13 protein-coding genes are annotated in these 24952 nt (G+C 66.1%); 2 read left to right on the top strand and 11 right to left on the bottom strand.

Features of this window, described 5'->3' with window-relative positions:
- Positions 1-711: 711 nt before the first annotated feature.
- The 6 genes from NFV80_RS10760 to ilvA all read right to left on the bottom strand — a co-directional run bounded on the left by NFV80_RS10760 (position 712) and on the right by ilvA (position 14228).
- Positions 712-2148: a sigma-54 dependent transcriptional regulator gene (locus NFV80_RS10760; RefSeq protein WP_296758644.1), complete on the bottom strand. Its 1437-nt coding sequence runs from the start codon at positions 2146-2148 to the stop codon at positions 712-714.
- Complete coding sequence (locus tag NFV80_RS10765) at positions 2149-4698, bottom strand: ATP-binding protein (RefSeq protein WP_295328301.1); 2550 nt, start codon at positions 4696-4698, stop codon at positions 2149-2151.
- Positions 4699-4820: 122 nt separating this feature from the next.
- Complete coding sequence (selD, locus tag NFV80_RS10770; RefSeq protein ID WP_295328299.1) at positions 4821-7145, bottom strand: selenide, water dikinase SelD; 2325 nt, start codon at positions 7143-7145, stop codon at positions 4821-4823.
- A 122-nt stretch (positions 7146-7267) separates the two neighbouring features.
- On the bottom strand, positions 7268-11587 hold the full coding sequence (locus NFV80_RS10775) for a PAS domain S-box protein (RefSeq protein ID WP_296758646.1): 4320 nt from the start codon (positions 11585-11587) through the stop codon (positions 7268-7270).
- A 4-nt stretch (positions 11588-11591) separates the two neighbouring features.
- Entirely contained in the window at positions 11592-12782 is a 1191-nt protein-coding gene (locus tag NFV80_RS10780; RefSeq protein ID WP_296758649.1) for an ABC transporter substrate-binding protein, read from the bottom strand.
- Between the two features lie 210 nt (positions 12783-12992).
- Positions 12993-14228 carry a threonine ammonia-lyase gene (gene ilvA, locus NFV80_RS10785; RefSeq protein WP_295328293.1) on the bottom strand — a complete coding sequence of 412 codons (1236 nt, stop codon included), beginning with the start codon at positions 14226-14228 and terminating at the stop codon, positions 12993-12995.
- A 312-nt stretch (positions 14229-14540) separates the two neighbouring features.
- On the opposite strand from ilvA, the gene NFV80_RS10790 reads away from it, so the two are divergent.
- Complete coding sequence (locus NFV80_RS10790; RefSeq protein ID WP_295328291.1) at positions 14541-15437, top strand: DMT family transporter; 897 nt, start codon at positions 14541-14543, stop codon at positions 15435-15437.
- Positions 15438-15444: 7 nt separating this feature from the next.
- On the opposite strand, the gene NFV80_RS10795 is transcribed toward NFV80_RS10790, so the two are convergent.
- The 4 genes from NFV80_RS10795 to NFV80_RS10810 form a co-directional block, all read right to left on the bottom strand.
- Positions 15445-16500 carry a type IV toxin-antitoxin system AbiEi family antitoxin gene (locus NFV80_RS10795; protein WP_295328289.1) on the bottom strand — a complete coding sequence of 352 codons (1056 nt, stop codon included), beginning with the start codon at positions 16498-16500 and terminating at the stop codon, positions 15445-15447.
- A 140-nt stretch (positions 16501-16640) separates the two neighbouring features.
- Positions 16641-20144 carry a glycosyltransferase gene (locus NFV80_RS10800; protein WP_295328287.1) on the bottom strand — a complete coding sequence of 1168 codons (3504 nt, stop codon included), beginning with the start codon at positions 20142-20144 and terminating at the stop codon, positions 16641-16643.
- Entirely contained in the window at positions 20141-22384 is a 2244-nt protein-coding gene (locus NFV80_RS10805) for a discoidin domain-containing protein (protein WP_295328285.1), read from the bottom strand. Before NFV80_RS10805 ends, NFV80_RS10800 begins: the two co-directional genes overlap by 4 nt.
- A 180-nt stretch (positions 22385-22564) precedes the next feature.
- Positions 22565-22918, bottom strand: a complete 354-nt coding sequence (locus NFV80_RS10810; RefSeq protein ID WP_295328283.1) for a DUF2917 domain-containing protein — start codon at positions 22916-22918, stop codon at positions 22565-22567.
- Between the two features lie 148 nt (positions 22919-23066).
- Between NFV80_RS10810 and NFV80_RS10815 the strand changes: the two genes are divergently transcribed.
- Positions 23067-24509, top strand: a complete 1443-nt coding sequence (locus NFV80_RS10815) for a PLP-dependent aminotransferase family protein (protein WP_295328282.1) — start codon at positions 23067-23069, stop codon at positions 24507-24509.
- Between the two features lie 6 nt (positions 24510-24515).
- On the opposite strand, the gene NFV80_RS10820 is transcribed toward NFV80_RS10815, so the two are convergent.
- Complete coding sequence (locus tag NFV80_RS10820) at positions 24516-24869, bottom strand: hypothetical protein (RefSeq protein ID WP_295328305.1); 354 nt, start codon at positions 24867-24869, stop codon at positions 24516-24518.
- Between the last annotated feature and the right edge of the window lie 83 nt (positions 24870-24952).

A 24952-nucleotide genomic window follows, 5' to 3' on the forward strand; every position in this document is an offset into this window, starting at 1 on the left:
TAGTCGAAGAAAAGGACGATGACGACCGTCAGGATCGTCAATATCAGTAATGTGCTCATGAAGCGGCCCTGTGGTGGTTGTCGTAAGTGGAAACGCGGTCAGCGAAAATGTGTGGATATCTGGCAGCGTGCCCGGATTGTTCCCGCTCGCCGGGAGCACGAAGCGAACGAGCCGCGCGGCTGCCCTGCTCGTGACGACAAGGAAACACTACACGTGCCAAGCACACCATTCCCCCGATATGCAAATTATTCTTCTCCGCCCGGGACCCCTCCGCCGCATTGCGAGCGCTGCACGCAGCGACGTCCCAAGACGTCCATCTGGTTGCACAAAGCATTATTTGTGCCAAAATGGGGCGCTTTCGCTTCAATCCAGAATAAACAGCAACTTGCCTACGAATTGCGGATTCTCGAAGAGGCACCGCAGGGGTGTAACAAAATGCACCGCTGAGCACCGCACGAGTCCCGAAATTGCACAAAAAGTATATGTGTAACAATCTATTACAGATCGTTACAGGGGTTGTTACAAAGCGATCAAATGTAACACCCTGGTGGATCTGGCGGCTGCCGGGAAGTGGTCACGAAAGTACGCGCTCGCCGACGCCGACGGCGCCGCCGAGCGAGGCTGGCAAGGAAGGCAGCGGGGAGTACGATCAGGGACAGAGGCTTCCCGGCGCCATCCGGTGTGCGCAGCACCGATGGCGCCCCGCCTGCGTCAGGACTCGGCCTGCCCCTGGGTGGCACGCCGCGCCAGGCGGCGATTGAGCGCCGGGCGAGACAGTCCGAGCAGCGTCGCGGCCACTCCCTGATTGCCCTTGGCCCGTTTGAGCGCTTCCCTGATCATCGCTTCCTCGACTTCTTCGAGCGTCGGAAAGCGCCCCGGGATGAGAATTGGCAAACCGTCAGGCGGTTCTCCGGCCACTTCCTCAACGCCGGTTTTCTGCTGCTTCTGGATGGCCTGGCGAAAACTGTCCATGGCCAGCACCGGACCTCCTCGATGCAAGGCCATGGCGTTGAAAACCATCGCCCGCAGTTCGCGCACGTTGCCCGGAAAGTGATAGTTGGCGAGCAACGTGAGCAGCTCGTTCGACGGCTCCGGCGCCGGCTTGTGGATTGCCGCCGCCGACTGGTCGAGAAAGTGCTGGAGCAGCAAGGGGATGTCCTCCTTGCGTTGGCGCAGCGGTGGCACCTCGATCTGGTGCACCGAAAGGCGAAAGAACAGATCCGAGCGAAAATGGTTCTGACGCATCATCTGTGCCAACTGGCGATTGGTCGCGCAGACCACGCGCGCGTCGCTGGGACGGGCGACGTCGGAACCCAGCGGGAAGTACATATGCTCCTGCAACAGGCGCAACAGCTTGACCTGCGACGCCATCGAGAGGTCGCCGATCTCGTCGAGGAACAGTGTTCCACCCGCGGCCTGCGCGATCAGTCCGGCCCGTGACTGGTCGGCACCGGTAAATGCGCCCTTCTTGTGACCGAACAGGGTATCCGAAAACAGCGTGTCGTCGAGTCCGGCGACGTTGACCTGGACGAACTGTCCGCTCAAGCCGCTGAGTTTGTGCAGGGCGTGCGCAAACATTTCCTTGCCGGCACCCGTCTCACCCGAAATCAACACCGGCTCGGCGGAGACGGCGACCGCTTCGAGATACTGGAAGAGCGCCCTCATCTTGCGACTGTTGGTGACGATGCCGGCGAAGGCCTCGTTGTCCTGCAGGCAATCCGAAAGGAGATAGCGCTTGAGCACACCCATCTGCCGCCGCAGCGAGTGCACTTCGAGCGCGTGCCGGACGCTCGCCACCAGACGGCTCTCCTCGACCGGCTTGACGAGATAGTCGAAAGCCCCCTCCTTCATGCTGCGCACGGCGGTTTCGACGTCCTGGGCGGCGGTCATGACGATCACCGGTACCTCGGGGTAGAGATGGACGATGTCCGGCAAGAGCTTGGTGCCCATGATGTGCGGCATGAACAGATCGAGAAGCACCGCACTCGCCGGCTGTCGTTCGAGCGACGGAAGCAGCCGGCGGCCATCCTGGACCATCTCGATGTTGGCCACGCCGGCGCTGTGCAGCACTGCGGCGGTTGCGTGCAGAACCGACTCCTCGTCGTCCACGAGGACGACCGGCAGACTGGCAAACGACTTTTCCTTCATTCAATCCTCCGTAGTAACGGGCAGGTCGATGCTCACCGTCGTGCCGGAAGATTCATTGGCCTCGAATCTCAACACGCCGCCATGCTTTTCCACGATCGACGACGAGATCGACAGTCCGAGACCGGTCCCGCCGCTTTCCGCCTTGGTGGTGAAAAATGGCTCGCCGATCTGCGCCATGACTTCGTCGGCAATTCCCTTTCCCTGGTCCGCGACCTGCACGATCACCCGTTCTCCCCTGGCGTCGGACCTCGCCGAGACGGTCACCGAGCGACGGCGATCGGGCAGCGACTCGAGCGCGTTGACGATGACGTTGATGAACACCTGCTCGAGCTGCTGCACGTTGCCCCTGACTCGCGGCAGAGATTCCGGCAAGTCCAGGGCAAAGGCATCGGTATGTTTGCGGATGCGGCTATCGAGCAGGGTCACCACGGCGTGCAGGATCTTGTCGATGTCGGCGAGTTCATCCATCTGCCCGCGATCCTGTTTGCCCAGGTGCTTCAGGTTGTCGATGATCTTCTGGATCCGCTTGGCGTTCTCGGCAATGTCGCTCATCCCGCGCGAGATGGCCTGACGCGCCCGCTCGAAGGTCAGCCCGGCGAGCAGGAAGCGACCCTGCTCGTGTTCGTATTCGTCGAGGATCGGCAGGGCGTCCTGCCAGATGCGCGCGAGCAGCGGCGCGTTCGCCAGAATGGCGTGATTGGGGTTGTTGATTTCGTGCGCGATACCGGCCGAGAGCACGCCGAGCGAAGCCAGTCGGGCACTGCGGATCGCCTGCCACTGCAGCTTGCGGTTCTCGGTGATGTCGGTGATCACGACCATTGCCGCCATCACCGCCGTCGCCGAACTGATCGGGACCATGCGGATTTCCCACCAGGTCGCGTCACTCGACTTGTACTGGAAATGTTCGATTCGCCCGCTGGCGAACACCTGCCGCAACTTTTGCAGGTAAGCACCGCGGACGTCAGGCGGAAGAATCCGGTCGGAGCGTTTCTCGCCGGCGCCGCCGACCGGATACGGCAGCGGCCGGTTGGTGAGCAGGATGTTCGCCTCGCCATCGACGGTGAAGATCAGGTCGGGCGAATGGTTGAACAGCGTACGCAGCTTTGCTTCCGATTCGCGCAGCGCGTCTTCGGCGAGCTTGTGCTCGGTGATATCCTCGAGAAAACCGACGATCCGGCTCAGCTCGCTGCCCGGGGAGCGCACCGGGAAGCCGCAGACGCGCAGCCAGCGCAGCCCCCGCTCGCCGTTCGACACCGGCAGGACGACGGTAAAGCGCCCGCCATCGGCCTGCAGTTGCGCGATCGCCTCGACCAGCCGGGAGCGGTCGTCGGCCGTGAAGACGTCGAACAGCAGCGACGGCGCCGCTCCGTCCAGGCTGTCGAGCTTCGCTGCACGCCCGGCGAGCTGTGCGAAGGCTGGACCAATGTACTCCAGTCGCGGCGCATCGGCGTTGAGAGCCCAAAAGACGACATCGACGGTTTCCGCCAGCTGACGAAACAGTTCTTCGCGCTCGTAGATCGTCTGCGTCAGGGTAATCCGGTTTTCCAGCTCGCGCCGACTGCGCACCAGATAAAAGCTGAGCAGCGCAGTGAACAGGATGCCGCCGACGAGAACCGACCAGTGCGCCTCGGTGAACGCCTCCGCACTGCGAAAGGTCTGTGTCGCCACGCAGGTGATCGACCAGGTCCGGTCGCCGACCGGGATTCTGACCACGACGCGGGGTTGCTCCGCCTCATCGGTGGGCAACTGCCTGTCGACCGCCGAGGCCGCACGGGGGTCCAGCCGGCTGGCGTAGTAATGCAGGAACTGCCCACCATTGCCGGCCGAGTCGTCGCGCACCAGCACCTCGACGCCGCGTGGCTCAAGCAGACTGATGGCGACGTGCACGAGTTGCTCGATGTCATAGACGCCGAGCACGAAGCCGAGGGGATCGGACTCCTGCCCTGCCGACGTGGCGCCGCCGCGCAACCGATCGGGTGGATAGACCGGCAGCGCGGCATAGATCACGTGCGCGACCGCTCCGTCCGGTCGCAAGAGCCTGATGCGACCGCTGACCGCGATCGAGCCACTTGCCTGCGCGCGTTGCAGCAGGGCGGCAAGTTCCGGCACCAGGTTCAGGTCGACACCTGGCTCGACCGCAGGTCCGGCGCGCGCCGTGGCAAACAGTACCGGGACGCGTCGCGGCTTCTCCGCGACTGCTTCGTCGCCCGGCGCCGCGCCTTTGCCTGACCCAGGACGCGGCAGTGGCGCCCATAGCAGGCTGTGGATGTACGGGTGGCGTTCGAGAATCGAGCCAGTGAACACCAGGAACTCCCTCTCGTCGACGTCCTGTGCGGCATAGAAGAGCCCGCGAATTTCCAGCAGCGCATCGAGCCCCTGGTCAACCACCGCCCGCAACGCCTGGATACGGTCGCCGGCCGCCCACTGGAATTCCTTGAGGTGGCTGGTCTGCAACTCCTGCCGAACATTCCACGACGACAGGCAGGTCAGGAGGACCCCGCCGAAGGCCACGGCGTAGGCGGCAGCATACTTTCGCAAGTTGTCGAACATCGGCAGCGATCAGGAAGTTGCGGTAGCGGGCTGCGCGGGAGCAACTTCCCGGATCGCCTCGAACCGGGAAGCTTAGCAGAATCTTTCGCCGCCCAGCAGTATGCGGGCCGCAGCAGGAGGAGTCAGCCGGCAGCACCCGTCGCCGCGAAACGGTCGCGTCCGCCAGGCCCTCCCGCCTTGAGTCCGATCGGCTGCGGATACCCGTCGCCGGCGAGCGCCCGCCCAATGCACGCCGCCTGGCCGTAGCCCAGCGAATGCAGCGCCCGCAGGCAGGCGGCCGCGTTCGCTGCCGGCACGCTGGCCAACAGGCCGCCGGCAGTCTGCGGATCGAACAGCAGGGGATAGTGGGGATGACCGGCGCCCTCCTCCGGGTTGCGGAGGACGCTGCACAGACGCAGATTCGCCGCGTGCAGCGAGCTGAGGAAGCCCCGCGCCAGCGTCTCGACGGCGCCGTCGAGAGCCGGCAGGGCATCGAGGTCCAGCTCGACGACGACGCCCGAGGCGCGCGTCATCTCCAGCAGGTGACCGAGCAGGCCGAAGCCGGTGACATCGCTGCAGGCGCTGGCGCCATGCCGCCGCAGGCAGCTGCCACTGCTCTGGTTCGACTGCTGCATCGCGAGCAGCGCCGCATCGATCCAGCGACCGCTGGCCCGCTGACGCGCGTGCGCGGCGAACAGTGTACCCGTGCCAAGCGGCTTGCTCAGCAGCAGGTGGTCGCCGGCGCGCATTCCCCGCTTGCGCAGGATGCCGCCGAGATCGACATCGATCAGGCCGTTGATCGCGAAACCCAGTGCCAGTTCGCCACCCTCGGCGGAATGCCCTCCGACCAGCGCGCAGCCGGCGGCATCGAGTACTTCGACGGCGCCGGCCAGCATCTGGAAGAGCGTATCCTCGACCTTGCGCTCCAGGCCCGGCGGCAGAACCGCGATCGCCGTCGCCGATTGCGCCACGGCACCCATGGCGAATATGTCGCCGAGCGCATGGTTGGCGGCAATCCTGCCGAACAGCCAGGGATCGTCGACGAAGGAACGAAAGAAGTCGACCGTATGCACGGCCGCCTTGCCCGGCGGAACGCGCACGATGGCAGCGTCGTCCGGCGCGTCGAGGCCGACAAGCACGTCGTTGTGCGCCAGCGGATGCAGCGCTGCCAGTGCCTGCGCGAGCACCGTCGCTCCCACCTTTGCGCCACAACCACCGCAACGCGTGCCTGCTGCAGAAATCGCCTGCCCGGCCTCGCTCTCGTCGAGATCGAGCGTCGTCGCCTGGCCGCCAGCCGGTGGCGGCATTTCCGGCAACTCGCCGAAGCGGGTCATGAAGCGACGGTCGATCCAGTCCTTCCACGACCATACCCAGGCGCCGCGGGCGAACATCATGCCGCGCGAGGCAACGGCATGGCGGTCGCCGGTGCTGATCAGCGCCAGCCAACGACGTTGCGGGCGGTAGCTCCGCAAGGGACGTTGCAGCAGCGACCGACGCAGGTTGTCGGCGAGTGGTCTGCCTTGGCGAACGGCGAAAACCCCGGCCTTTTCCAGCCGGTGATCGACCATCGCCGCGCAATCGCCGGCGGCAAAGACCAGTGGGTCGTCGACCGTCTGCAAGGTATCCCGGACGAGAACGAAGCCGGCGGCGTCGAGCGCCAGGCCGGTGTCACGCAGCCAGGTCGCTGCGCCGGCATGGGTCGCCCAGACGATCTCGTCGGCGATCAGCGTCTCGCCACCGGCGGTGCGCAAGCGCCCTTGCGACAGCGAAGTGACCGGGGCCGCGCAATGCACGACAACGCCTCTCTCTGCCAGCACGCGGCCGAAGAAACGCCGCACCAGCGCATTGTGGGTACGCAGGATGCCGCCGTCGGCGGAAAAGAGATGAACGTGGACCTGCCGGGGATCGCCGCCGCTGGCAGCCAGCTCCCGCCGCAAACGATACTGCATCGCTAGTGTCAGCTCGACGCCGCCCGCGCCGGCCCCGACTACCGCGACGGTCCACGACCGGCGCTCGTGCCGCACCCGTTCGAGCAGGGCCAGCCAGCGCTCGTTGAAGTGGCGGATCGGCTTGACCGGAAGGGCGTAGCGTTCGCCACCTTCGACCCCGTCGAGCGCCGGCGACGAGCCAATGTTGATCGACAGACGATCGTAGCAAACCGGCGGACGATTGCGACAGATCACCCGCCGGCCTGCGCGGTCGATACCGACAACCTCGTCGCGGTAGTAACGGGCGCCGGCGAATGCGGCCAAGCGCCAGAGATCGATGTGCACTTCATCGTAGCGATAATGCCCGGCGATGTAGCCTGGCAGCATGCCGGAGTACGGAGTGTGCGTGTCGGTACAGATCACCGTCAGGCGTACGCCGGGCAGCGGTTGCATGCCGAAACTCCGGAGCACCCCGACATGGCTGTGGCCGCCGCCGATCAGCACGATGTCCCTGAGAACCGCTTGCTCGCTTGTCTGCATGCGGAAAGTCCGTTCCTGGTCGTGTCTCAGCAATACCCGGCGCACGATCACGGGTGCTGGCCGAGTCGTCCATCCGGTTTCCTTCGTCCGCGGTGATCGCCCGAGCGCGGCGACAAGCTCGCTTACGCCGCAGCGCCGCGTTCCGGGGCCGTGCGTGGCAGTAGCAGCGTAAAGACGGTCCCGCCACCGGGTGAACTGGCCACCTCGATCGTCCCGCCGAGAACGCCGGTGACCAGATTGTAGACGATGTACAGGCCGAGGCCGCTGCCGCCCTGCCCCAGGTGCGTGGTGAAAAACGGTTCGAATATCCGGTGCAGCGTCTCGCTGGCGATTCCCACACCGTTGTCCGTGTAGCGCAGTTCGAGATGCGTATCGGCAAGGGGACGCGCGTACAGCTCGACCCGCCCCTCGTCCATGCCAACGAAACCGTGCGCCAGCGAGTTGGCGACCAGGTTGGCGATGACCTGTTCGAGGGGCCCTGGATAACTGTCCATCTGCAGATCGGTCGGGATGTCCACCTCGATCCGATGTCGCGTGTGCTTGAAGGTCAACACCAGGGTGACCAGCATCTCGTCGACCGTCTGGCGCAGGTCGAAGGAGCGACGACGAGCGCTGCTCTGGTCCACCGCCACCTGCTTGAAATGGCCGATCAGGTCGGCAGCACGGGCGGTGTTGCGCTCCAGCAGCTCGACCGCTTCGCGACCCCGCTGCAGGAATCCGTCGACCTGCGAACGGCGAAGAGTACCCGCTGCGACGCCCACGGCGAATTCGCGCAACTGCTCGGCGAGCAGACTCGCGAGTACGCGCGTGTTGCCCAGAGGCGTGTTCAGCTCGTGCGCGACACCGGCCACGAGGTTGCCCAGCGCGGCGAGCTTTTCCGACTGCACCAGTTGCGCGATTGCCTGCCGCAACTCGGCGGTACGCTCGCTGACCAGTTCCTCGAGACGTTCGCGGTAGCGCTGCAACTCCTCTTCCGCCCGCTTGCGCTCGGTGATGTCGAAGATCAGCGAGAGCAATACCTCCTGTTCGCCCAGCCGGATGGTTTCCCCCGACCAGAGCGCCTCGCGGATATCGCCCGTCCTCGTGCGAAAGCGCGCCGGAGCCTCGCGGCACAAGCCCTGCGCCCGAACCTGGCCGGTCAGTCTTTCGCGCGTTCCGGCATCCGCCCAGACACCGAGCTCGATGTCGCTGTGTCCGATCATCTGCTCCCGCTCGTAGCAGAGCATGCCTTGCAACTGCGCGTTGACGTCGAGGAACACGCCGCTGTCGATGGCGGTGATGCAGATCGCTGCCGGGCTCGCGTGAAAGGCCTTGGCGAAGCGTTCCTCGCTTTCGCGGACGGCGATCGCCGCGCGCCGGCGCTCGGTGATGTCCGAGCCGACGCTGAAGATCTCCACGACGTGACCCCGATCGTCGAGGATTGCCCGGTTGTTCCAGGCGACCCACACCCGCTCGCCATCGCGGCGCATGTTCTCGTTGGTATTGTGCTCGAAGAGCTCCGGATTGCGACACAGTTGTTCGATCATCGGCCGCAGGTCGCTGCCGTCGCTGGCATCGGGCGGCACGATGCTTCCTACCGCGTGCCGACCGAGCAATTCCTCTTCCGTATAGCCGAAGAACTTCAGCCCGAATTCGTTGATGAAGGTGATGGCGCCTTCCGGCGTCAGACGAAGGATGATGCTGTTGGCGTTCTCGACGAGCTCCCGATATTTCATTTCGCTCGCCAGCAGGGCCTGTTCGGAACGCTTGCGCTCGGTGATGTCGTCGGCCAGCAGCAGTTCCGCTGCAACGCCCCGAAACGACAGGGGATGCGCCATCAGTTCGACGTCGATGATCGTCCCGTCCTTCTTGCGGTGACGCCAGAAACCGGCGTACTCGGCTCGTTCCTCGACCGCGACGACGTCCTCGCTGAGCAGCGGTGTTTCCTCGCCGGCAATCAGGTCCATCAGCGTCATCTTCCCGAACTCTTCGCGGGAATAGCCATAACTGGCGACGGCGGCGTCATTGACGGTCAGAAAGCGCCGCGTCTCGCCATCGCAAACCCACATCGGATGCGGATTGCGGTCGAACAGCAAGCGGTAGCGCGCCTCACTTTCGTGCAGTGCCGCGTTCGCCCGGTCGCGATCGATCCGAGTGCGCAGGATGGTGATGCCGAAAGCCAGGTCGCCGGCCAGTTCGCGGAGCAGCAGCACTTCGTCGGCATCGAAAGCGTCGGCGGAAGAGGAATAGATATACAGGACCCCGAAGTCCTGCTGCCCGTCGAGCAGCGGCAGCGCGCAGAGGGCGGCGTAGCCACGCGCCGTCGCCGCCTCCCGCCATGGCGCGCAGCGCGGGTCGTCGGCAATGTTCTGCACGACGCAGGGATCGTCGCCGTGCAGGCCGATGCCCTCCTGCTCGGGTGCGCCATCCACCGAATTGCGCCGCAGTGTATCAAGATAGCCTGCTTCATGGCCGGCGTGGGCCAGCGGACGAAGCATTCGCGGGGCATCCGGATCGGCGCAGGCAACCCAGGCCATCCGGTAGCCGCCCACTTCGACGACGAGCCCGCAGACCGTGCTCAGCAACTCGCTCTCCACCTCGGCGCGGATCAATGCCTGCCCGCAGTCGCTGATCATGCGCAGTTGCCGGTTTGCACGACTGAGCGCCTGCTCGGCGCGCTTGCGTTCGCTGATGTCGATCAGGATCGCCTGATAATGCGTGATTTCACCTTCGGAATTCCGCTCGACCGCGGTACGATCATCCACCCAGCGTGTCGCCCCGTCGCGGGTCAGCAATCGGTACTCCTGCTCGAAGTGTTCCGAAGCGGATTGCAGACGGACCCGCACCTCTTCGGCAACCCTTGGCCGATCTGCCGGGTGAATCAGCGAATCGAAGCGCGTCGACCCGGAAATCAGTTCCGCCGGCGAATAGCCGAGCTGCTTCACGTTGTGCGAAACGAAGACGGTCGGCCAACCCTCCTCGGCGCGCCAGCGAAAAAGGATCGCCGGACTGTTTTCGACGACCAGATTGGCCTGTCGCAGGTTCTCCTCGGCGCGCATGCGTTCGGTAACGTCTACCGCCACGCCAATTACCTGGATCGTCCCGTTGCTCTCGTGTACCGGACTGAAGGAAGTGTCGAGAACGAAGTCACCGATGCGCACGACGAACTGCAGGGCCTCGCCACCGATGGCGCGCCGAGCCTGCGCGCAGATCTCGGGGTGATTGCGATAGATCGCAAATAGCGAATGGCCGACCACCTCGCCGGGCAACAGGCCGGCACTCGTCAGATCCTTGCCTTCGCCGAGCTGGAACACCCCGTGCTCGTCGAACTGGACGATCACCACCGGGGCATTGCGGATCACTGACCGCAAGCGGGCTTCGCTGGTCGCCAGTTCGCGCTCGCGCTGGCGGATGGCCAACGACATGCGATCCAGGTCGCCGGCCAGATTATCGAATTCCCTGATCCGCGAAACCGGCCAGTGTTGCTCGTAGTCGCCCTCCGCGATCGCGTGCGCCTGCGCCGTGTAGCGACCAAGGCGGCGGACGAAGCCGCGCGCCAGCACCAGCGTCGCCGCGATCGCCAGCAGCAGCGCCACCAGCGCCCCCGCCGCGAGCGCCCACAAGATCGACAGAAACGAGCGCAGGGCATCGCCACGCGGCTGTGCAACCAGCACCATCCAGCCCAGTTGCGGCACGCTCACCAGGTCGGCGAGGAACTGCTCGCCGTCCTGGTCGAGCGCGTGGCGCCCGAAACGCCCCTGCAGGCCATCGCTGACGATCGGCAGATGACTGAGGTTCAGTTGCTGCCCGCCGAGGCGGCCCTGTGAATGGGCAATGATCTGGCCCCGACGGTCGAGGATCATCGTCAGCATTCCGGCGTCGGTCGGCAGACCGGCGAGAAACTCGGCAAGCCGGTCGATGGCAACCTCGGCGATCAGGATCTGCTCGCCGACCGGAATCGCCAGGCTCACTGCCAGCCGTGCGGTGACCGGCGAAAGGAAAACTTCGGACCATACCGGCGCCCGCCGCTCGCGCGCCTCGCGCAGGACTGCCCAGCGCGAGAGATCGAGTTCGAGCAGATCATCGCGCTGGCTGCGTCGGCCCTGCGGCAGGCCGACAGCCGACACCGAGTCATCGGCGGCAGTCACGTAGATCGCCGCAAATACTTCCCCGTTGCCGGCATGCGCGTCGAGCACCGGCTCGAACCAGTGCGCCGAGGAACGATCGCTCCCCTGCCGGAGAAGCTTGGCGAGAGCTGACAGTTCGCGCCCGGCACTCTGCAGGTACAACTCGACCTGGCTCGAAATGACGCGAGCCAGAACCTCATGGCGGGATTCGATGTCGCGAAGAATTTGTGGCAGAAGCACCCACAGGAGCAAGGCGGCGACCAGCAGCAGCGGCAGGATTCCCGCCAGTGCGAAGCGCCAGGCCAGCCACAGGCGCAGCGGTCGAGCCGAGGGCATCGGTCTATTCGACGACCAGCAGCCGGCCGTCGCGGACGACCGTGATGAACACATTGCGCTGGACATCGCCGTAGGCGTCAAAAACGATCGGCGCCTGCGTTCCGGCGAAGGTCCCGATGGCGAGCACTGCCTCCTTGACGCTCTGCCCGCGCTGCTGCCCGGCAAGCGCATCAAGCAGCACATTGGTGGCGTCATAAGCGAGGACGCCGCCGAAACCGGGTTCTCGCTGGAAGCGGGCGAGGTAGGCCAGGCGGAAGGCCTGATAACGGGGTGCCGTGCTGCCGCGATCGAAATTCTGTCCGACGACGACGCCGTCCACCGCCTTGCCGCCCAGTTCGAGCAGGCGCTCGCTGGCCGCCCACTCGGCGGCGATGATCGGTATATCCCGATCGGACTTGCGGATCTGCTGGCACAGCAGCGCCGTATCCACCGAGTTGGCGACGATCAGCACGCCATCCGCCGCCGTCGCCAGCAGCGCTTGCGCGAGTTGCCGGAACGAGGTCGTACTCCCCGACTCGAAACCGATCGACTTGACGATCTCGCCGCCACCGCGGACGTAGGTGGCGCGAAAGCCGTCCAGCCACGTCTCGGCATAGGGCCGGTTGTTGAGGTCGTAGACCGCCACCAGACGTCGCGGAGTCTGCCGGCCGGCTGCCTGGCGGAGGTGATACTGCGCCACTTGCGTCGCGTTCGCGAGGTTCGACGAACCCACGCGAAAGAAGTAGTCGTCCTTGCCGGTGAGCGCTTCGGTCGAAACCGTCGGGCTGATCAGCAGAACCCGGGCCTGATTGGCGATCGGCACCATGGTCATGGCCATGGCGCTCGTCATCGGCCCGACGACGGCGACGACGCCCTGATCGATCAGCTCGCGCAAGGCGCGCTCGGCCACTACGGGGTTCTGCTCATCGTCCCGGATCAGCAGCTTTACCGCGCGCCCGGCGATTCCCCCGGCCTGGTTGCGCTGCTCCACGGCCAGCTGCGTGGCGTCGCGACCGGCAATGCCGAGATCGGCCACCCTCCCCGACGTTCCGCCAATGAAGCCGATGGTGATCGGTTCACGTGGGGTACACCCCGGTAGCAGCAGGCAGACCCCGGCAAGCAGCGACAGAGCGACGCAGAACCGGCGAAGCAGCGATCCATCCTGCGAAGAACCCGCGATGCGGAGAAGCCGGCGGCTATATCGACGAACGCCCATGACTGTTTGGCGAAACGCACCCTCCCGTTTGGTTTGCAGAGTAGCACCGGCAGGAAGGAAGATCCAAGAAAACCGGCCGCTGCAGCATGCGACGCGGGCGAACCGACAAACCAGCATTGCCAGTTCCCGCTCGAGCAGCGAAGGCGACGACGCCGGCAATGCGGGAGACCAGCATCACTCCGCCGAGGCCGGCGCAGTTCCGCCTGCCCGCTATCCTCTGCCTGCCAGCAGATTGCGTGCGTCGAGTCCCTGCCTGGCGAAATGGTCGAGCAGTTCGCGTTGATGGGCAAAGTCGCGCGTCTCGATCTGCAGGATCACCTCGGTCATGCCCACCGGCACGTGCAGTTCGCCCCGCCGGTGTTCGACGTGACGAACGTTGATTCCGTGTTCGGCGACGACGCCGAGCAGGCCCGCCAGACGCCCCGGCGAATCCGCAATCGTCACGGCGACGATCATCAGCCGGCCGCTCGACGCCAGACCGTAATCGATCGAGCGGCCGACCAGCGTCATGTCGGCGTTGCCGCCGCTGATCAGGACGACGACGCAATCTTCCGGACGCGGCACCACCTTGCCCTTGAGCAGCGCCGCCAGGCTGACGACGCCGGCGCCCTCGCCGATGGTCCGCGTCCGTTCGAGCAGGCAGACCATCGCCTCGGCAATGGCGTTGTCGTCCACGGTAACGATGGCGTCGACGTAGCGGGCAATCACCTGTCTCGTCAAGACGCCCGGCGCCTTGACCTGGATGCCATCGGCGATCGTGTGCGCTGCCGCGGCGACTGTTTCCAGACTGCCATCGACGAGAAAGCGGCGGAATGGCGCGACCGCTTCGGTCTGCACGCCGACGATGCGCACGTCCGGTCGCTGCAGCTTGATCGCCAGCGCGACGCCCGCGATCAAACCGCCACCGCCAAGCGGGACGACGACCAGACTGGTGCTCGGCAATTCCGCGAGGATCTCGAGTCCGCAGCTCGCCTGCCCGGCAATGACGTCCCAGTCGTCGTAGGGGTGAAGAAATTCGAGATCGCGTTCGCCGGCCAGGCGCTCGGCAAGCTGTTTCGCCTCTTCGAGATTGCCGCCAGCGAGAATCACTTCGGCGTGGAGATCGCGGCACGCCGCGATCTTGGTCAGCGAGGCTCCGACCGGCATCACCACGGTCGCCGGCAGACCGTTGACCAGCGCCGCCTGCGCCACGCCCTGCGCATGGTTGCCGGCCGAAGCGGCGATCACGCCGCGCGCCGCGCGACCGGCGGCGAGCAGGCAGCCGATCTTGTGGCTGGCGCCCCGCAGCTTGAACGATCCGGTCGGCTGCAGGTTTTCGAGTTTGCAGTGGATTGGCAGACCGAAGTCGCGTGACAACGCCTCACTGCACCATAACGGCGTCGCCAGCACTGCGCCGGCGATACGCGCCTGCGCCTGCCGGAGGTCGGCAAGAGTCAAGGGAATCATGCTCTCGCCCGCAGCCTTTGCGGCCCGCGAAAAACCTGTCCACCGCGAAGCGCCGGCTGCCTCGCATCGCTGCGCGCGCGACTCACAAAGAATTGCCGGTGCGGCCGGCGGCCAGGTTGAAGCGGAATCCGCATGCGTTTCGCATCGCCCGGCAACGGCCGGCCAGAGTTTGCCAGGCGCGAAGTCTAACGCGATTGCGCGGCCGCTGCGGCCACTTCGTGCGAGTTCGCGATCCGCCACCGGAAACCGCCCCGGCAACGCGGCTTGGCGGTAGAATCCGGCGCTTCCGATCCTGCCCGGCGGGGAGATGGTATGCAATCGCTGTGGATGGTCCTCGCCAGCCTCCTGTTCGCCTGCATGGGGGTATGCGTCAAGCTGGCGGCAGCAACCCACTCGGCGGGCGAAATCGTCTTCTACCGCAGCTTCCTTTCCCTGCTCCTGATGCTTGGCGTCGTCCGCCTGCGCGGAGTTGCGCTGGCGACGCCGCACTGGCGCTGGCAGGTCAGCCGGGGACTGGTCGGTTTCTCGGCGCTGTTCGCCTACTTCTGGGCAATCACCCTGCTGCCCCTGGCGACTGCGGTCACGCTCAACTACACTTCGGCGATTTTCCTCGCCATCTATCTGGCGCTCGCCGGCCACCGTCTGACTGCCGGCATCGTCGGAGCGCTGGCGCTCGGCCTGGGCGGCGTCGCCCTGCTCCTCAAACCGACCCTGCACGCCGATCAGTTGCTCGCCGGGCTGATCGGCCTCGGTTCCGGTGCACTCGCGGGCATGGCCTACTTCAGCGTTCGCGAACTCGGCGCGCGCGGCGAACCGGAAACGCGCACGGTTTTCTACTTTGCCCTGGTGTCGACCCTGTGTGGTTGCTGCTGGCTGCTGCTGGCGGAAATTCATCCGCTCGACCTGCGCAGCGGATCCCTGCTGCTCGGCGTCGCGGTCTTCGCCACCGCCGCGCAACTGGCGATGACCCACGCCTACGCCGGCGCGAAGGCGCTGGTGACCGCCGCGCTGGCGTACAGCACGGTCGTCTTCGCCAGCCTGTTCGGCGTACTGCTGTGGAACGAGGCGCACGATCGTTCGACCTGGCTGGCGATTGGACTGATCGTCCTGTCCGGACTGGCGGCGACCCACTTCTCGCCCGGCGCACCGGCCAAACCCGCGCCGAGCGGGGCAAAAGGGATCGCAAGCGGTTCGCTGCCGGGTGACTGATAGCTGCTCAATCGACCGGGAAATGGCCGGCCAGGCGTGTCTCGTAGAGGTTCTCGGCGGCTTCGATGCACTGCGCATTGCCGGTCGCCAGCAGGTCCGCGTAGACCAGCGCCGGCGGCACCGTAGCGGACGATCCGTCACCCGCCAGCGACTCGCCCCAGAACGGTTTGCGCAGCTCGAGCAACTGCTCGTACACCGCCGGAGTCGCCGGTGCCAGTTTCTGTTCGGCGAGCAGGCGCGCCGGCAGCTTCTCGCCGTAGATCGTCAGCACGCCCGGTTGCAGCTCGCAACCGAGCAGGTGCGCGGCGGGCTCGCCACCCCAGCGGGCGTGCGCAGGATTCAGTCGCCAGTCGCGCCAGCCGGCAAAATTCTCGGCACGGTAGCGATCGACGAGCGTCTTGCCACGCAGGCCGAGAGCATAGGCGTGTGCCCAGCCGTCGAGCAGGCGTTTGCTCGCGTTCAGGCAGCGCCGCTTGTCGCGGACGATCAGCGCAGCGTCCTGCTGCAGATCGGCGAGCACCGCCGGCATCGAACCCAGCGCGATATCGGCCGCTGCGGCGATCGTGCGATACGGTGCGGCCGCCAGTTCGGGCTCGCAGATCAGGGCAAACAGGACTTTCAGGCGGGTCGCCGGAAAGCCCTTGCTCGCACGCAGCGCCATCTGCTTATGGTCGAGCTTGCGCCCGCTCACATAAAGGAAGAGGCCGCCCCCTTCGAGATAGGCGTTGCCGGCCGTATCGGCAAACGGCTGCGCCTGCGCGCGCAGTTGGCTGGCCAGCGGCGAACTCACATATTCGGTGATCAGCAGCGAACGCGGTTCGCCGGCGTCGGCAGGATGCCGCAACTGCGCGATCAGCGCGGCGAGCGAACTGGGCGTCACGCGGCGCGTGACTTCCGCGGCGAAATCGATGCGGCACGCGTCGCGGCTGACGTGCAGGCAACTGGCGGCAGTCCAGCGCCCCCGGCCGCCGGCTGCGGCCGGCTCCGCGCTGACCACCAGACCGTGCCCACGCAAGGCCCGCACGGCGAGGTCGAGAACCGTCGTTTGATCCTGCACACTCATTCGGACATTGGCGAATTGCCTGCTCGCTTGCGGTAAACAACGCGCGATTATGGACGTGCTTTGCCGGTGGTTCAAGATCTCGACGCGTTCTCGCCGATATGTGCAGGCAGTCGGTGCCGCGTCGCCCGGCAGCGCAGCGCTCACTGGACCGTCGACACGGTCGCCTTGCGGTCGAGCTTGCCCCAGCCGACCAACGCTCCCTGCAGGGAGGTCACGGTGCTCTTGATCGCCACGTAGTACATCAATTGCCGGTAGAAGAAGCGCTGCCAGAACAGCCAGATCAGCAGCCACCAGCTCTCCTTGCGCTCCATCGCGAAAGCAAGGATCGCTGCCAGGTAGTCGACCGTGACGAACAGTGCGTAGTAGAAGAGCACCCGCCACAAGGCATCCGGCGAGTAGTCGTCGGGATGTTGCCAGTGATTGAATGCGGCCACACCGAGCGAACCGATCAACTGCAGATCCATGATCGGCGAGATCAGTGGAAACAGCACCTGAAAGACGATCACGTTCGGCAGGGCGACAAAGCCCAGGGCGCCATATTGGCGACGGAACAACACCTCGCGGTGTTTCCAGGCGGCCTGCATGGTTCCATACATCCAGCGGTAGCGCTGACGAATGAAGCCGCGCACCGTGTCCGGCGCTTCCGTGAGCGCGACCGCCTCGTCCTCGTAGACGATCGCGTAGCCGAGTCGGCGGATGGCCAGGGTGAGGTCGGCGTCTTCCGCCAGGGTCCGGTCGGTGAAGCCGCCCACCTGTTCGATCAGTTCGCGCCGCCACGCCCCCACCGCACCGGGTACCACGGTGATGCAGTTGAGCACGCCGAAGGCGCGCCGGTCGAGATTCTGGCTGGTGATGTACTCAAGCGCCTGCCAGCGGGTCAACAGATTGATCCGGTTGCCGACCTTGGCGTTGCCGGCGACGGCGCCGACCCGCGGATCGGCGAAATGCCGCACCAGTTTGCAGATCGTCTCGCGGGTAAACACGGTGTCGGCATCCAGCGCCACGACGATCTCTGCCTGCGTTTGCGCCATCCCCAGGGTCAGCGCAGCCGGCTTGCCGCCGTTGCTCTTGGTCAGCACGCGCACGCGTGGATCGTTGGCAAAGGTTTCGCTCGCCACGCGGTAGGTGGCGTCGCTGGAACCATCATCGACGACGATGATCTCGAACTGCCGGGGATGTTCGCAAGCGAGCAGCGAGGCGATCGTCTGCACGATCACCTTTTCCTCGTTGTACGCCGGAATCACCACCGCCACCGTCGGCGAATAGGCTGGATCGAAAACCGCGCGCCGCTGCTGCCAGCGCTGGTAGAGCGCCAGCGCGCCCACCAGCGACAGGCGCGCGATACCGAGCACGATGCCCAACAGGAACAGCCAGTGGATCGTCGCCGCCGACCAGCTCAAGAAGCCGAATGCGGCGCCGTCGAGCCACGTCCGCCACTGGCTGTCGGGCGGTACCAAGGGCATCACCGCGTCGCGACTGCGTCCGAGCAGTTCGCCCACGCTGACGAACTCGAAGCCACGCTGACGCAGTTCCTGGACGATCCTCGGGATCGCCTGGATCGTCTGCGTGCGATCTCCGCCCGAGTCGTGCAGCAGGATGATGTTGCCGTCACCGCGCTCGGCCTGCTCGACCGTACGCCGCACGATCTCGTCAACCCCCGGACGCTTCCAGTCATCCGGGTCGATCTGCATGCCGACCACCAGATAACCCTGTTCGGCCGCCAGTTCGATCGGTCGCACCTGATCGATCGTCTCGGGTTCGGCATCGACGGCGTAGGGCGGCCGGAAGAGCATCGAATGGCGGCCGACGACGCTGGCCAGCAGATGCTGCGTCGCCGAAAGTTCGAGTTGAAACTGGGTCGGCGAGATGGCCGCGATGTTGGGATGGGTGAAGGTGTGATTGCCGATCTCGTGGCCTTCGCTGATTTCGCGTCGCAACAGATCCGGATACATCTGCCCGTTGAGGCCCATGATGAAGAATGCCGCGGGCACTCCGGCCGCGCGCAGGGCGTCGAGGACCTGCGGCGTGTATTTCAGATCCGGACCATCATCGAAGGTCAGCGCGACCTTGCGGTTGGCGCCGCCGTGACGGGTGATCACGTAGGGAGAGGGAAATGCCGTGAAGCGTTCGCCGGTGATCAGCCCGCGTTTCGCGTCGAAATCGATGATTCGGCTCCCGACCTGCGGCTGGGCGGTGATTTCGAGCACCTCGCCCTTGCCTTCATAGTCCACGCCGTAGGCAAAGCGGATATTGCCGAGTTGTTCGGCGCGCGCCGCGTCGAGCGGACCTTCCTTGCCGAAGATCTTCCACAACGCGGGATCCTCGCTCCCCAGTCGCCACAGGGCAACGCCGCGTGGCTGCACCGAGCGGATCGCCTGCAACTGATTGAACGCAGTCACCGCGTCCAGCATCCACACGTGATGGACGTGGTCCTGGTCGTCGGCGTAGGCGAAGGTCGGGTTCAAGGACACGGGGTCGAGGTGTATCCGGCTTTCCGATTCCTTGGCGGTCAGCACCGCCTCCTCGAAAGTCCGCTCTTCGGTCGGGCCGCCCTTCTGCCAGTCGTACGCGTAGTTGCCGATGGCGACGATCGTCTTCTCGGCCGGAATGTCGCGCTGACGCTGGCGCAGAACCGACGCGAACCATGCCATGCTGGCGATTGGCCCGGGCGGACTCGTCGACCAGTGTTCATCGTAGGCCATCAGGATCAGATAATCGGCGTTAGGCACCAGCCGGCGGTAATCGAAAGCCGCGTCGCTGGCCGGCACGTTGACCGACACCAGCAGGTTTTTCGGGTGCATGGCGGCGTACAGTTCGGCCATGAAGCGCTGAAAATCCGCCTGCGCAGTCGGCGCGATGCTCTCGAAGTCGATGCTCACGCCGGCAAAGCGGTGGCTTTCGACAAAACGCACGAGCTGTTCGATGGTGCGTGCCCGTGCCGCCGGCCTGGCCAGCATCCGCGACAGCTTGGCGCCTTCCCATTCGCGGCCACTCCAGTTGTTGACCAGCGCCACCAGCGATACTTCCGGACGCCGTGCGCGGATGTATTCGACCACCTGTGCCGTGCGCGCCGGGTCGTCCTCGCGCAATGATCCATCCACGGACGTCAGGTGCAGCCACTCGCCGATCACCATGTCGAGACTACCCAGGTTCTCCTTGAGCGAACTGATGCTGGCATCGTCCCAGTTGACGAAGAAGGCGATGGCAAGCGGCTGCTGGCTCGGCTTCAGCCGCGACTTGCGGGGCTGCATCAGCAGCTGCTGCAGGCTGCGCTCGCGCTCGCGTGCCAGCTTGAGCTGCTCGCTGCGCAGCAGGCGCTCGCGGCGGGTCAGCGGGCGTTCGACCGAAAGCGCCGGAACGGCGGGCAGCGCGTGCGCGCCCTGCGGCAGGAAGCTGACTCCCGGCAGATTGAGCGCCGGCAGTACCGGGCTGGCAAGAATGCTGAGCACCAGTGCTCCGAGCAGCAGCGACAGGGTCACGCCGACGACCGTCATGCCGAGCCGCAGGCGCGGCCAGCGCTTGTGGTCGGGATCGAAAAAGACCGGCTTGCCGGCTGCGCCGCCCGCATTCTGCGGACGCCCGCCCGGCAAGGGCCGAGACCCGGGCGCCTGCTCGCCGTCCGGCAAGGTCGAATCGCGACTCATCGTGCCCGACTCTCCGACTGCGGCTGCAACGAAGCGGACTCATCGAGCGCGGCGACGGGGCCTGCGCTGCGCACCACGGTCAGCGACCACGGCGGCACGCTCACCGGCACCCGCTCGGCCAGCACCAGGTGTCGGGGAGAGCGACTGCGTCGCGGCCGACCGTGCTCGCCGTTCGCTCGCCAGACGTACTGCGCGGCCGAAAACTGGTACACGTCGGCCGGGCCATGCAGCCCTTCCGGTGCATCCGGCTCGCCTCGCGCGAAGCGGAAGCTGACCTTCCACGCGCGCTGCTCATCCTTGTTGACCAGCAGCACCGCCCACCGACCATCAGGCCGCAGCAGCGCGTAAGCACTCAGCGGCAACGCTTCGGAAGCTCCTGCCTGTTCGTCGGCAAAATCCGCATCGACACGGGCGCGATAGACGCGATGCCTGGCGTTCGGCTGTCCTGCCCACTCGCGTGCCAGCAGCCGCGCACCGTGGTAGCTTGCCGTGCGCGCCAGGATCCTTCGCCGGTGGTCGGAGACGAACAGCGCATTGTTTCCCCAGGTGTCGCATTTGCGCTCCGGTTCGTGGTCGAGCGGGCTCGGTTCGTAGCCGTACAGATAGGCGGTGCTCCCGCCCTCGGTCAGGAAAGTGCCGACAGCGTCGGCATTGAACAGCGCGCCGGCGAGGTCGACCTCCGCCGGCGTGGCGAACGCCGAGTAGCCGTACTCGCTCATCAACAGCGGCGTCGAACGCGGCAGGCCCTGCCGATGGAGGTTCGCCAGCGATTCGGTGAGCAGGCCCGGCGCCCGCTGCAGTTGCGTCGCCTGCGCCGCGCAGACATCGTCGAACGGGTACCATTCGAAGGACAGGAAGGCCAGATCGGACAGCCGGCCACGCTCCCGCAGATAGTGCAGCAGGCGCGCCAGCCAGGGTTGGTCGGGCCCCACCGCGGTGCCGGCCCAGGCCATCATCGGCTCTTCCCACAGCGACTGGAAAGACGGTCCGCCGAGGGGAACCTCGGGATCCACCGCCCGCAGCGCGTCGGCCGTCTGCAGGTACAGGGTGCCGTAGTCCTCGGGAGCGACGTACTGCCCGTCGGGCTCTTCGCCCAGCTCGACGCCGCGCACCGCATGGCCGCGGCGCCGCAGGTAGCGCAGCAGCGCCGCAGCATTCTCCGGCGTATCGTAGAGGACACCGACCGGAACCAGCATCGGCAGGGCATGCGTCAGCCCGCTGGCGTACACGCGGTCGATGCCGGCCTGCTCGACCGCCGGGTCGAGATCGATCGCACGGTGCCAGGGGTCGGTCGAAGAAACGAAGAAGTGGCTCTGTCCGTCGCGGCTGGCAGCACGCCGGAGCGCATCGTGCACTTCTCCGCTCGCCTCGAGCGTACCGACATACACTTCGCGCACGGCGTAGCCGAGTGCGTCGCGCGGATCGGTCGCGCCGGCCGGCGCCGTGTTCGACGACTCTTCGAGCAGTACGCGCAGGTAACGCGCCACAACCGCCTGCCCGGCCAGCCGCAGCGTACGGTCGCCACCCTCCTCGTGCGTCACCTCCCCTGCCGGGAAGGTTTGCCATTGCCCGGCGGGATAGCCATCGGGCAGCGCGACTTCCTCCCCCTGCCAATACTGCACCCGGTAGCGCGTGGCAAAGGGAATTCCCCAGACGATGCGCATCGCATCGACCGCCGTCGGCTGCCCGAGATCGGCGATCAGCCACTGCGGATGCAGGCGGTTGTCCTCGCCGGTGTAGCGGCTGTCCAGATACGGGTTGCTCTTCCAGAAGGTGTCGAGATCGCCGTCCGCCAGTCGCGAGTAGCCGTCGTCGTTCGCCTGATCGATGGTATTGCCCCGCCGCGGCAGGCGGTAGCCGTAAGACTCCAGGATCGGCGCAGCGGGCCGGTCATCCGAGGTCCAGTAGCCCTGGGTGCCGTCGCTCCAGCTGCCGTTCGGGTTCCAGTGCCAGGCTTCGATCCCGAGCTCGGTGCGCAGACGATAGGTGAGCGGGCGCAGGCCGACCGAGCGCATCGCACGCAGCGTGGCCGGGCGGTAGATGGCGGCGATGTCGCCCCGCGCATGTCCGTCCACGCCGGCGCCCAGCGCCGTCTCCGGGGTAAAGCCGTTGACCGGGCCGCCGCCGAGGTCGATGGTCACGGTAAGCGCAGTCGCCGCGGCAGTTCCCCCCGAAGGCAGGCCGGCGGAAATCAGGGCAACGACCAGTCCGGCGACCGGAAGGGAAGGAAAATCGGGCATCTTCTGCTACCTGGACTGGGGATCGCGGCCCATCGCGGCCGACTCGAATCCGGGCTTGCGCGCCGGTGCGCGATGATACGCACTTTGCCCCGCCTGTCGCAAGAATGCCCTGCCCTCCTTCACACCGTCGCTCGGTGTGGCGGACGTCACGCCATCCGGCTGACGCCAGCGCGCACCCGGCTAGGCTCTGGCCTCGCCGGAGCAGGCCTGCCAGGGGAGCGAGCGATACGGCCGCGCGAGCTCCGCGAGTCTGACGAAGATGCGCTGCAGGCGCGCGCGCACGGTCGCCGACGCGGGCCGGCAAGCCTTTTCGAGACGCACGCGGCCGCTGCCGATCGCTTCCAGCAGGGCCAGCCCACGACCGCAGATCAGATGACTGTCTCCCGGCTGCAGCAGAATGTCGCCAGCTTCGCCGGCGACCGTCAGCCAGACGATACCGGCAGTGCAGGTGACGCGCAGGCCTCGTGCGGCAGGCAGACGGATCGGCACGTTGTGCGCGAGGCACAGTTCGCTCTGCTTGAGATCGATGTCCATGGCTGGTTCTCCTTGTAGTGACGAAGCGCAGTGTACGCCGCGCCCGGAGCATGGTACAGTTACAAAATCGAGGAATTGTAATCGGCACAGTGATTCATTTTACAGACTGTGCTTGCTGTCTTTCACGACAACTGTACTGGTGAGAACGATGCAAGACGAACCCCTGCGCTACGAGGCGCTGGCCGAGGACCTGACCGGAATCATCGTCACCGGCAATCTGCGGCCTGGCGAACGCCTGCCGTCGGTACGGCGCCTGTCGCGCGAGCGGCGGCTCTCCGTGTCCACCGTGCTGCAGGCGCTGCATCAACTGGAGGATCGGGGTCTCGTCGAAGCGCGTCCGCAGTCGGGTTACTTCGTGCGTCATGCGGCGGCACGGCGTGCCCCGCCCAGTGCCCGCTCGACGCCCGAAGCGCCGGTACCGGTCGATGTCAGCCAGCGCCTGATGCGCGTGCTGCAGAGCAGCATGCAGCCCGGCGTCGCACCGCTCGCCGCCGCTCTGCCGGCCGCCGGCCTGTTGCCGCGGGCGGCCCTGCAACGACTCTACGGCGGCGTCCTGCGGCGCCATCCCCGCCTGCTCGAGGCCGCGAGTCACATCCACATGGACGAACCGGCGCTGGTACGCCAACTGGTGTTGCGCTCGCTGGGCTGGGCCGGGCCTCTGGCAGCCAGCGAGTTCGTCATCACCAATTCCTGCACGGAGGCGCTGGCGCTCTGCCTGCGAGCCGTCACCCAGCCGGGGGACACGGTGGCGGTCGAATCGCCGGCCTACTATCTGATGCTGCAGTTGCTCGAGTGCCTCGGGCTCAAGGCGCTGGAGATCCCGACCGACCCGCGCAGCGGAATGTCGATCGAGGCGCTCGACCTCGCCACTCGCGACAGCCGGGTGGCCGCCTGCCTGCTGGTGCCCAACGCCAGCAACCCGCTCGGCAGCATCATGCCCGACGAGCACAAGCGCCGGCTCGCCAGGCTGACCGCCGAGCGCGGCGTCGCGGTGATCGAGGACGACATCTACGGCGACCTGCACTTCGCTGGCGAACGCCCGTGGCCGATCAAGGCATTCGACCGCGCCGGCAACGTCATGCTCTGTTCGTCGTTTTCCAAGTGCCTGTCGCCCGCCCTGCGTATCGGCTTCGTCGCGGCTGGCCGTTATCGGGCGCAACTTGCCCTGCAGAAGACGATCACCAGCGGCGGCACCAATCCGATCACGCAACAGGTTCTCGCCGAGTATCTCGAATCGGGAACCTACGAACGCCACGTTCGTGGACTGCGACGGACCTACGAGCGCCAGGTCGACGCCATGCGTGCCGCGGTGGCCAGACACTTCCCGGCCGCCACCCGCATCACCGAGCCACAGGGCGGCTTCGTGCTGTGGGTCGAACTGCCCGAAGACGTCGACACCAGCGCGCTCTACGACCGCGCAATCGCGGCCGGCGTCGCCTACGTGCCGGGGGAACTCTTTTCCGCCAGCGGCATGTACCGCAACTGTCTGCGGATCAACTGCGGCAATCCGCACACGCCGGACATCGAGGATGCGGTCCGCCGCCTCGGCGGGCTGATGACGGGCGCTTCGCCGGCCAGCCAGCGAAACTGACGCGTCCTATTTTTCGGCAGGCGGTACCGGCGCTGCGGGAGCCGGCAGGACGACGCCCGGCGCCAGCGGGATTTCCTCGACGATGCTGACCCCGCTCACCCAGTAACGCGTGTCACCGAAGCAGCTTCCCGGCAGGCCGAACTTCTCGTCGTAGTGCAGCGCGACGCGCCTGCCCATCGCTGCGTTGATCTTCTGCGCCACGGCCTCGTCCCACACCGTGAACAGGAACTTCTCCTGCGCCGTTCCCGGCATCGTCACCAGCGCGAGTTCGCCCTCCCAGGTCTTGCAAATCCAGCCCTTGCGCGAGAATTTCTGCACCCAGCCCGCGCGCTCGCCCGACGAATAGCTCCACGAAGTCATCGCCCACAGCCAGGCAGCCGCCAGCGCGATGAGCACCAGCAGCGCAAGTACGGCCCAGACTACCCAGCCGGAATTCTGTCGGA

The organism is Accumulibacter sp. (assembly GCF_023806565.1).
Taxonomy (GTDB): Bacteria; Pseudomonadota; Gammaproteobacteria; order Burkholderiales; family Rhodocyclaceae; genus Accumulibacter.

What these genes read in the sequence shown, in the direction of transcription:
- NFV80_RS10760 (WP_296758644.1), bottom strand. Translation starts at nt 2,148, where the DNA reads ATGAAGGAAAAGTCGTTTGCCAGTCTGCCGGTCGTCCTCGTGGACGAC.
- NFV80_RS10765 (WP_295328301.1), bottom strand. Translation starts at nt 4,698, where the DNA reads ATGTTCGACAACTTGCGAAAGTATGCTGCCGCCTACGCCGTGGCCTTC.
- selD (WP_295328299.1), bottom strand. Translation starts at nt 7,145, where the DNA reads ATGCAGACAAGCGAGCAAGCGGTTCTCAGGGACATCGTGCTGATCGGC.
- NFV80_RS10775 (WP_296758646.1), bottom strand. Translation starts at nt 11,587, where the DNA reads ATGCCCTCGGCTCGACCGCTGCGCCTGTGGCTGGCCTGGCGCTTCGCA.
- NFV80_RS10780 (WP_296758649.1), bottom strand. Translation starts at nt 12,782, where the DNA reads ATGGGCGTTCGTCGATATAGCCGCCGGCTTCTCCGCATCGCGGGTTCT.
- ilvA (WP_295328293.1), bottom strand. Translation starts at nt 14,228, where the DNA reads ATGATTCCCTTGACTCTTGCCGACCTCCGGCAGGCGCAGGCGCGTATC.
- NFV80_RS10790 (WP_295328291.1), top strand. Translation starts at nt 14,541, where the DNA reads ATGCAATCGCTGTGGATGGTCCTCGCCAGCCTCCTGTTCGCCTGCATG.
- NFV80_RS10795 (WP_295328289.1), bottom strand. Translation starts at nt 16,500, where the DNA reads ATGAGTGTGCAGGATCAAACGACGGTTCTCGACCTCGCCGTGCGGGCC.
- NFV80_RS10800 (WP_295328287.1), bottom strand. Translation starts at nt 20,144, where the DNA reads ATGAGTCGCGATTCGACCTTGCCGGACGGCGAGCAGGCGCCCGGGTCT.
- NFV80_RS10805 (WP_295328285.1), bottom strand. Translation starts at nt 22,384, where the DNA reads ATGCCCGATTTTCCTTCCCTTCCGGTCGCCGGACTGGTCGTTGCCCTG.
- NFV80_RS10810 (WP_295328283.1), bottom strand. Translation starts at nt 22,918, where the DNA reads ATGGACATCGATCTCAAGCAGAGCGAACTGTGCCTCGCGCACAACGTG.
- NFV80_RS10815 (WP_295328282.1), top strand. Translation starts at nt 23,067, where the DNA reads ATGCAAGACGAACCCCTGCGCTACGAGGCGCTGGCCGAGGACCTGACC.
- NFV80_RS10820 (WP_295328305.1), bottom strand. Translation starts at nt 24,869, where the DNA reads ATGACTTCGTGGAGCTATTCGTCGGGCGAGCGCGCGGGCTGGGTGCAG.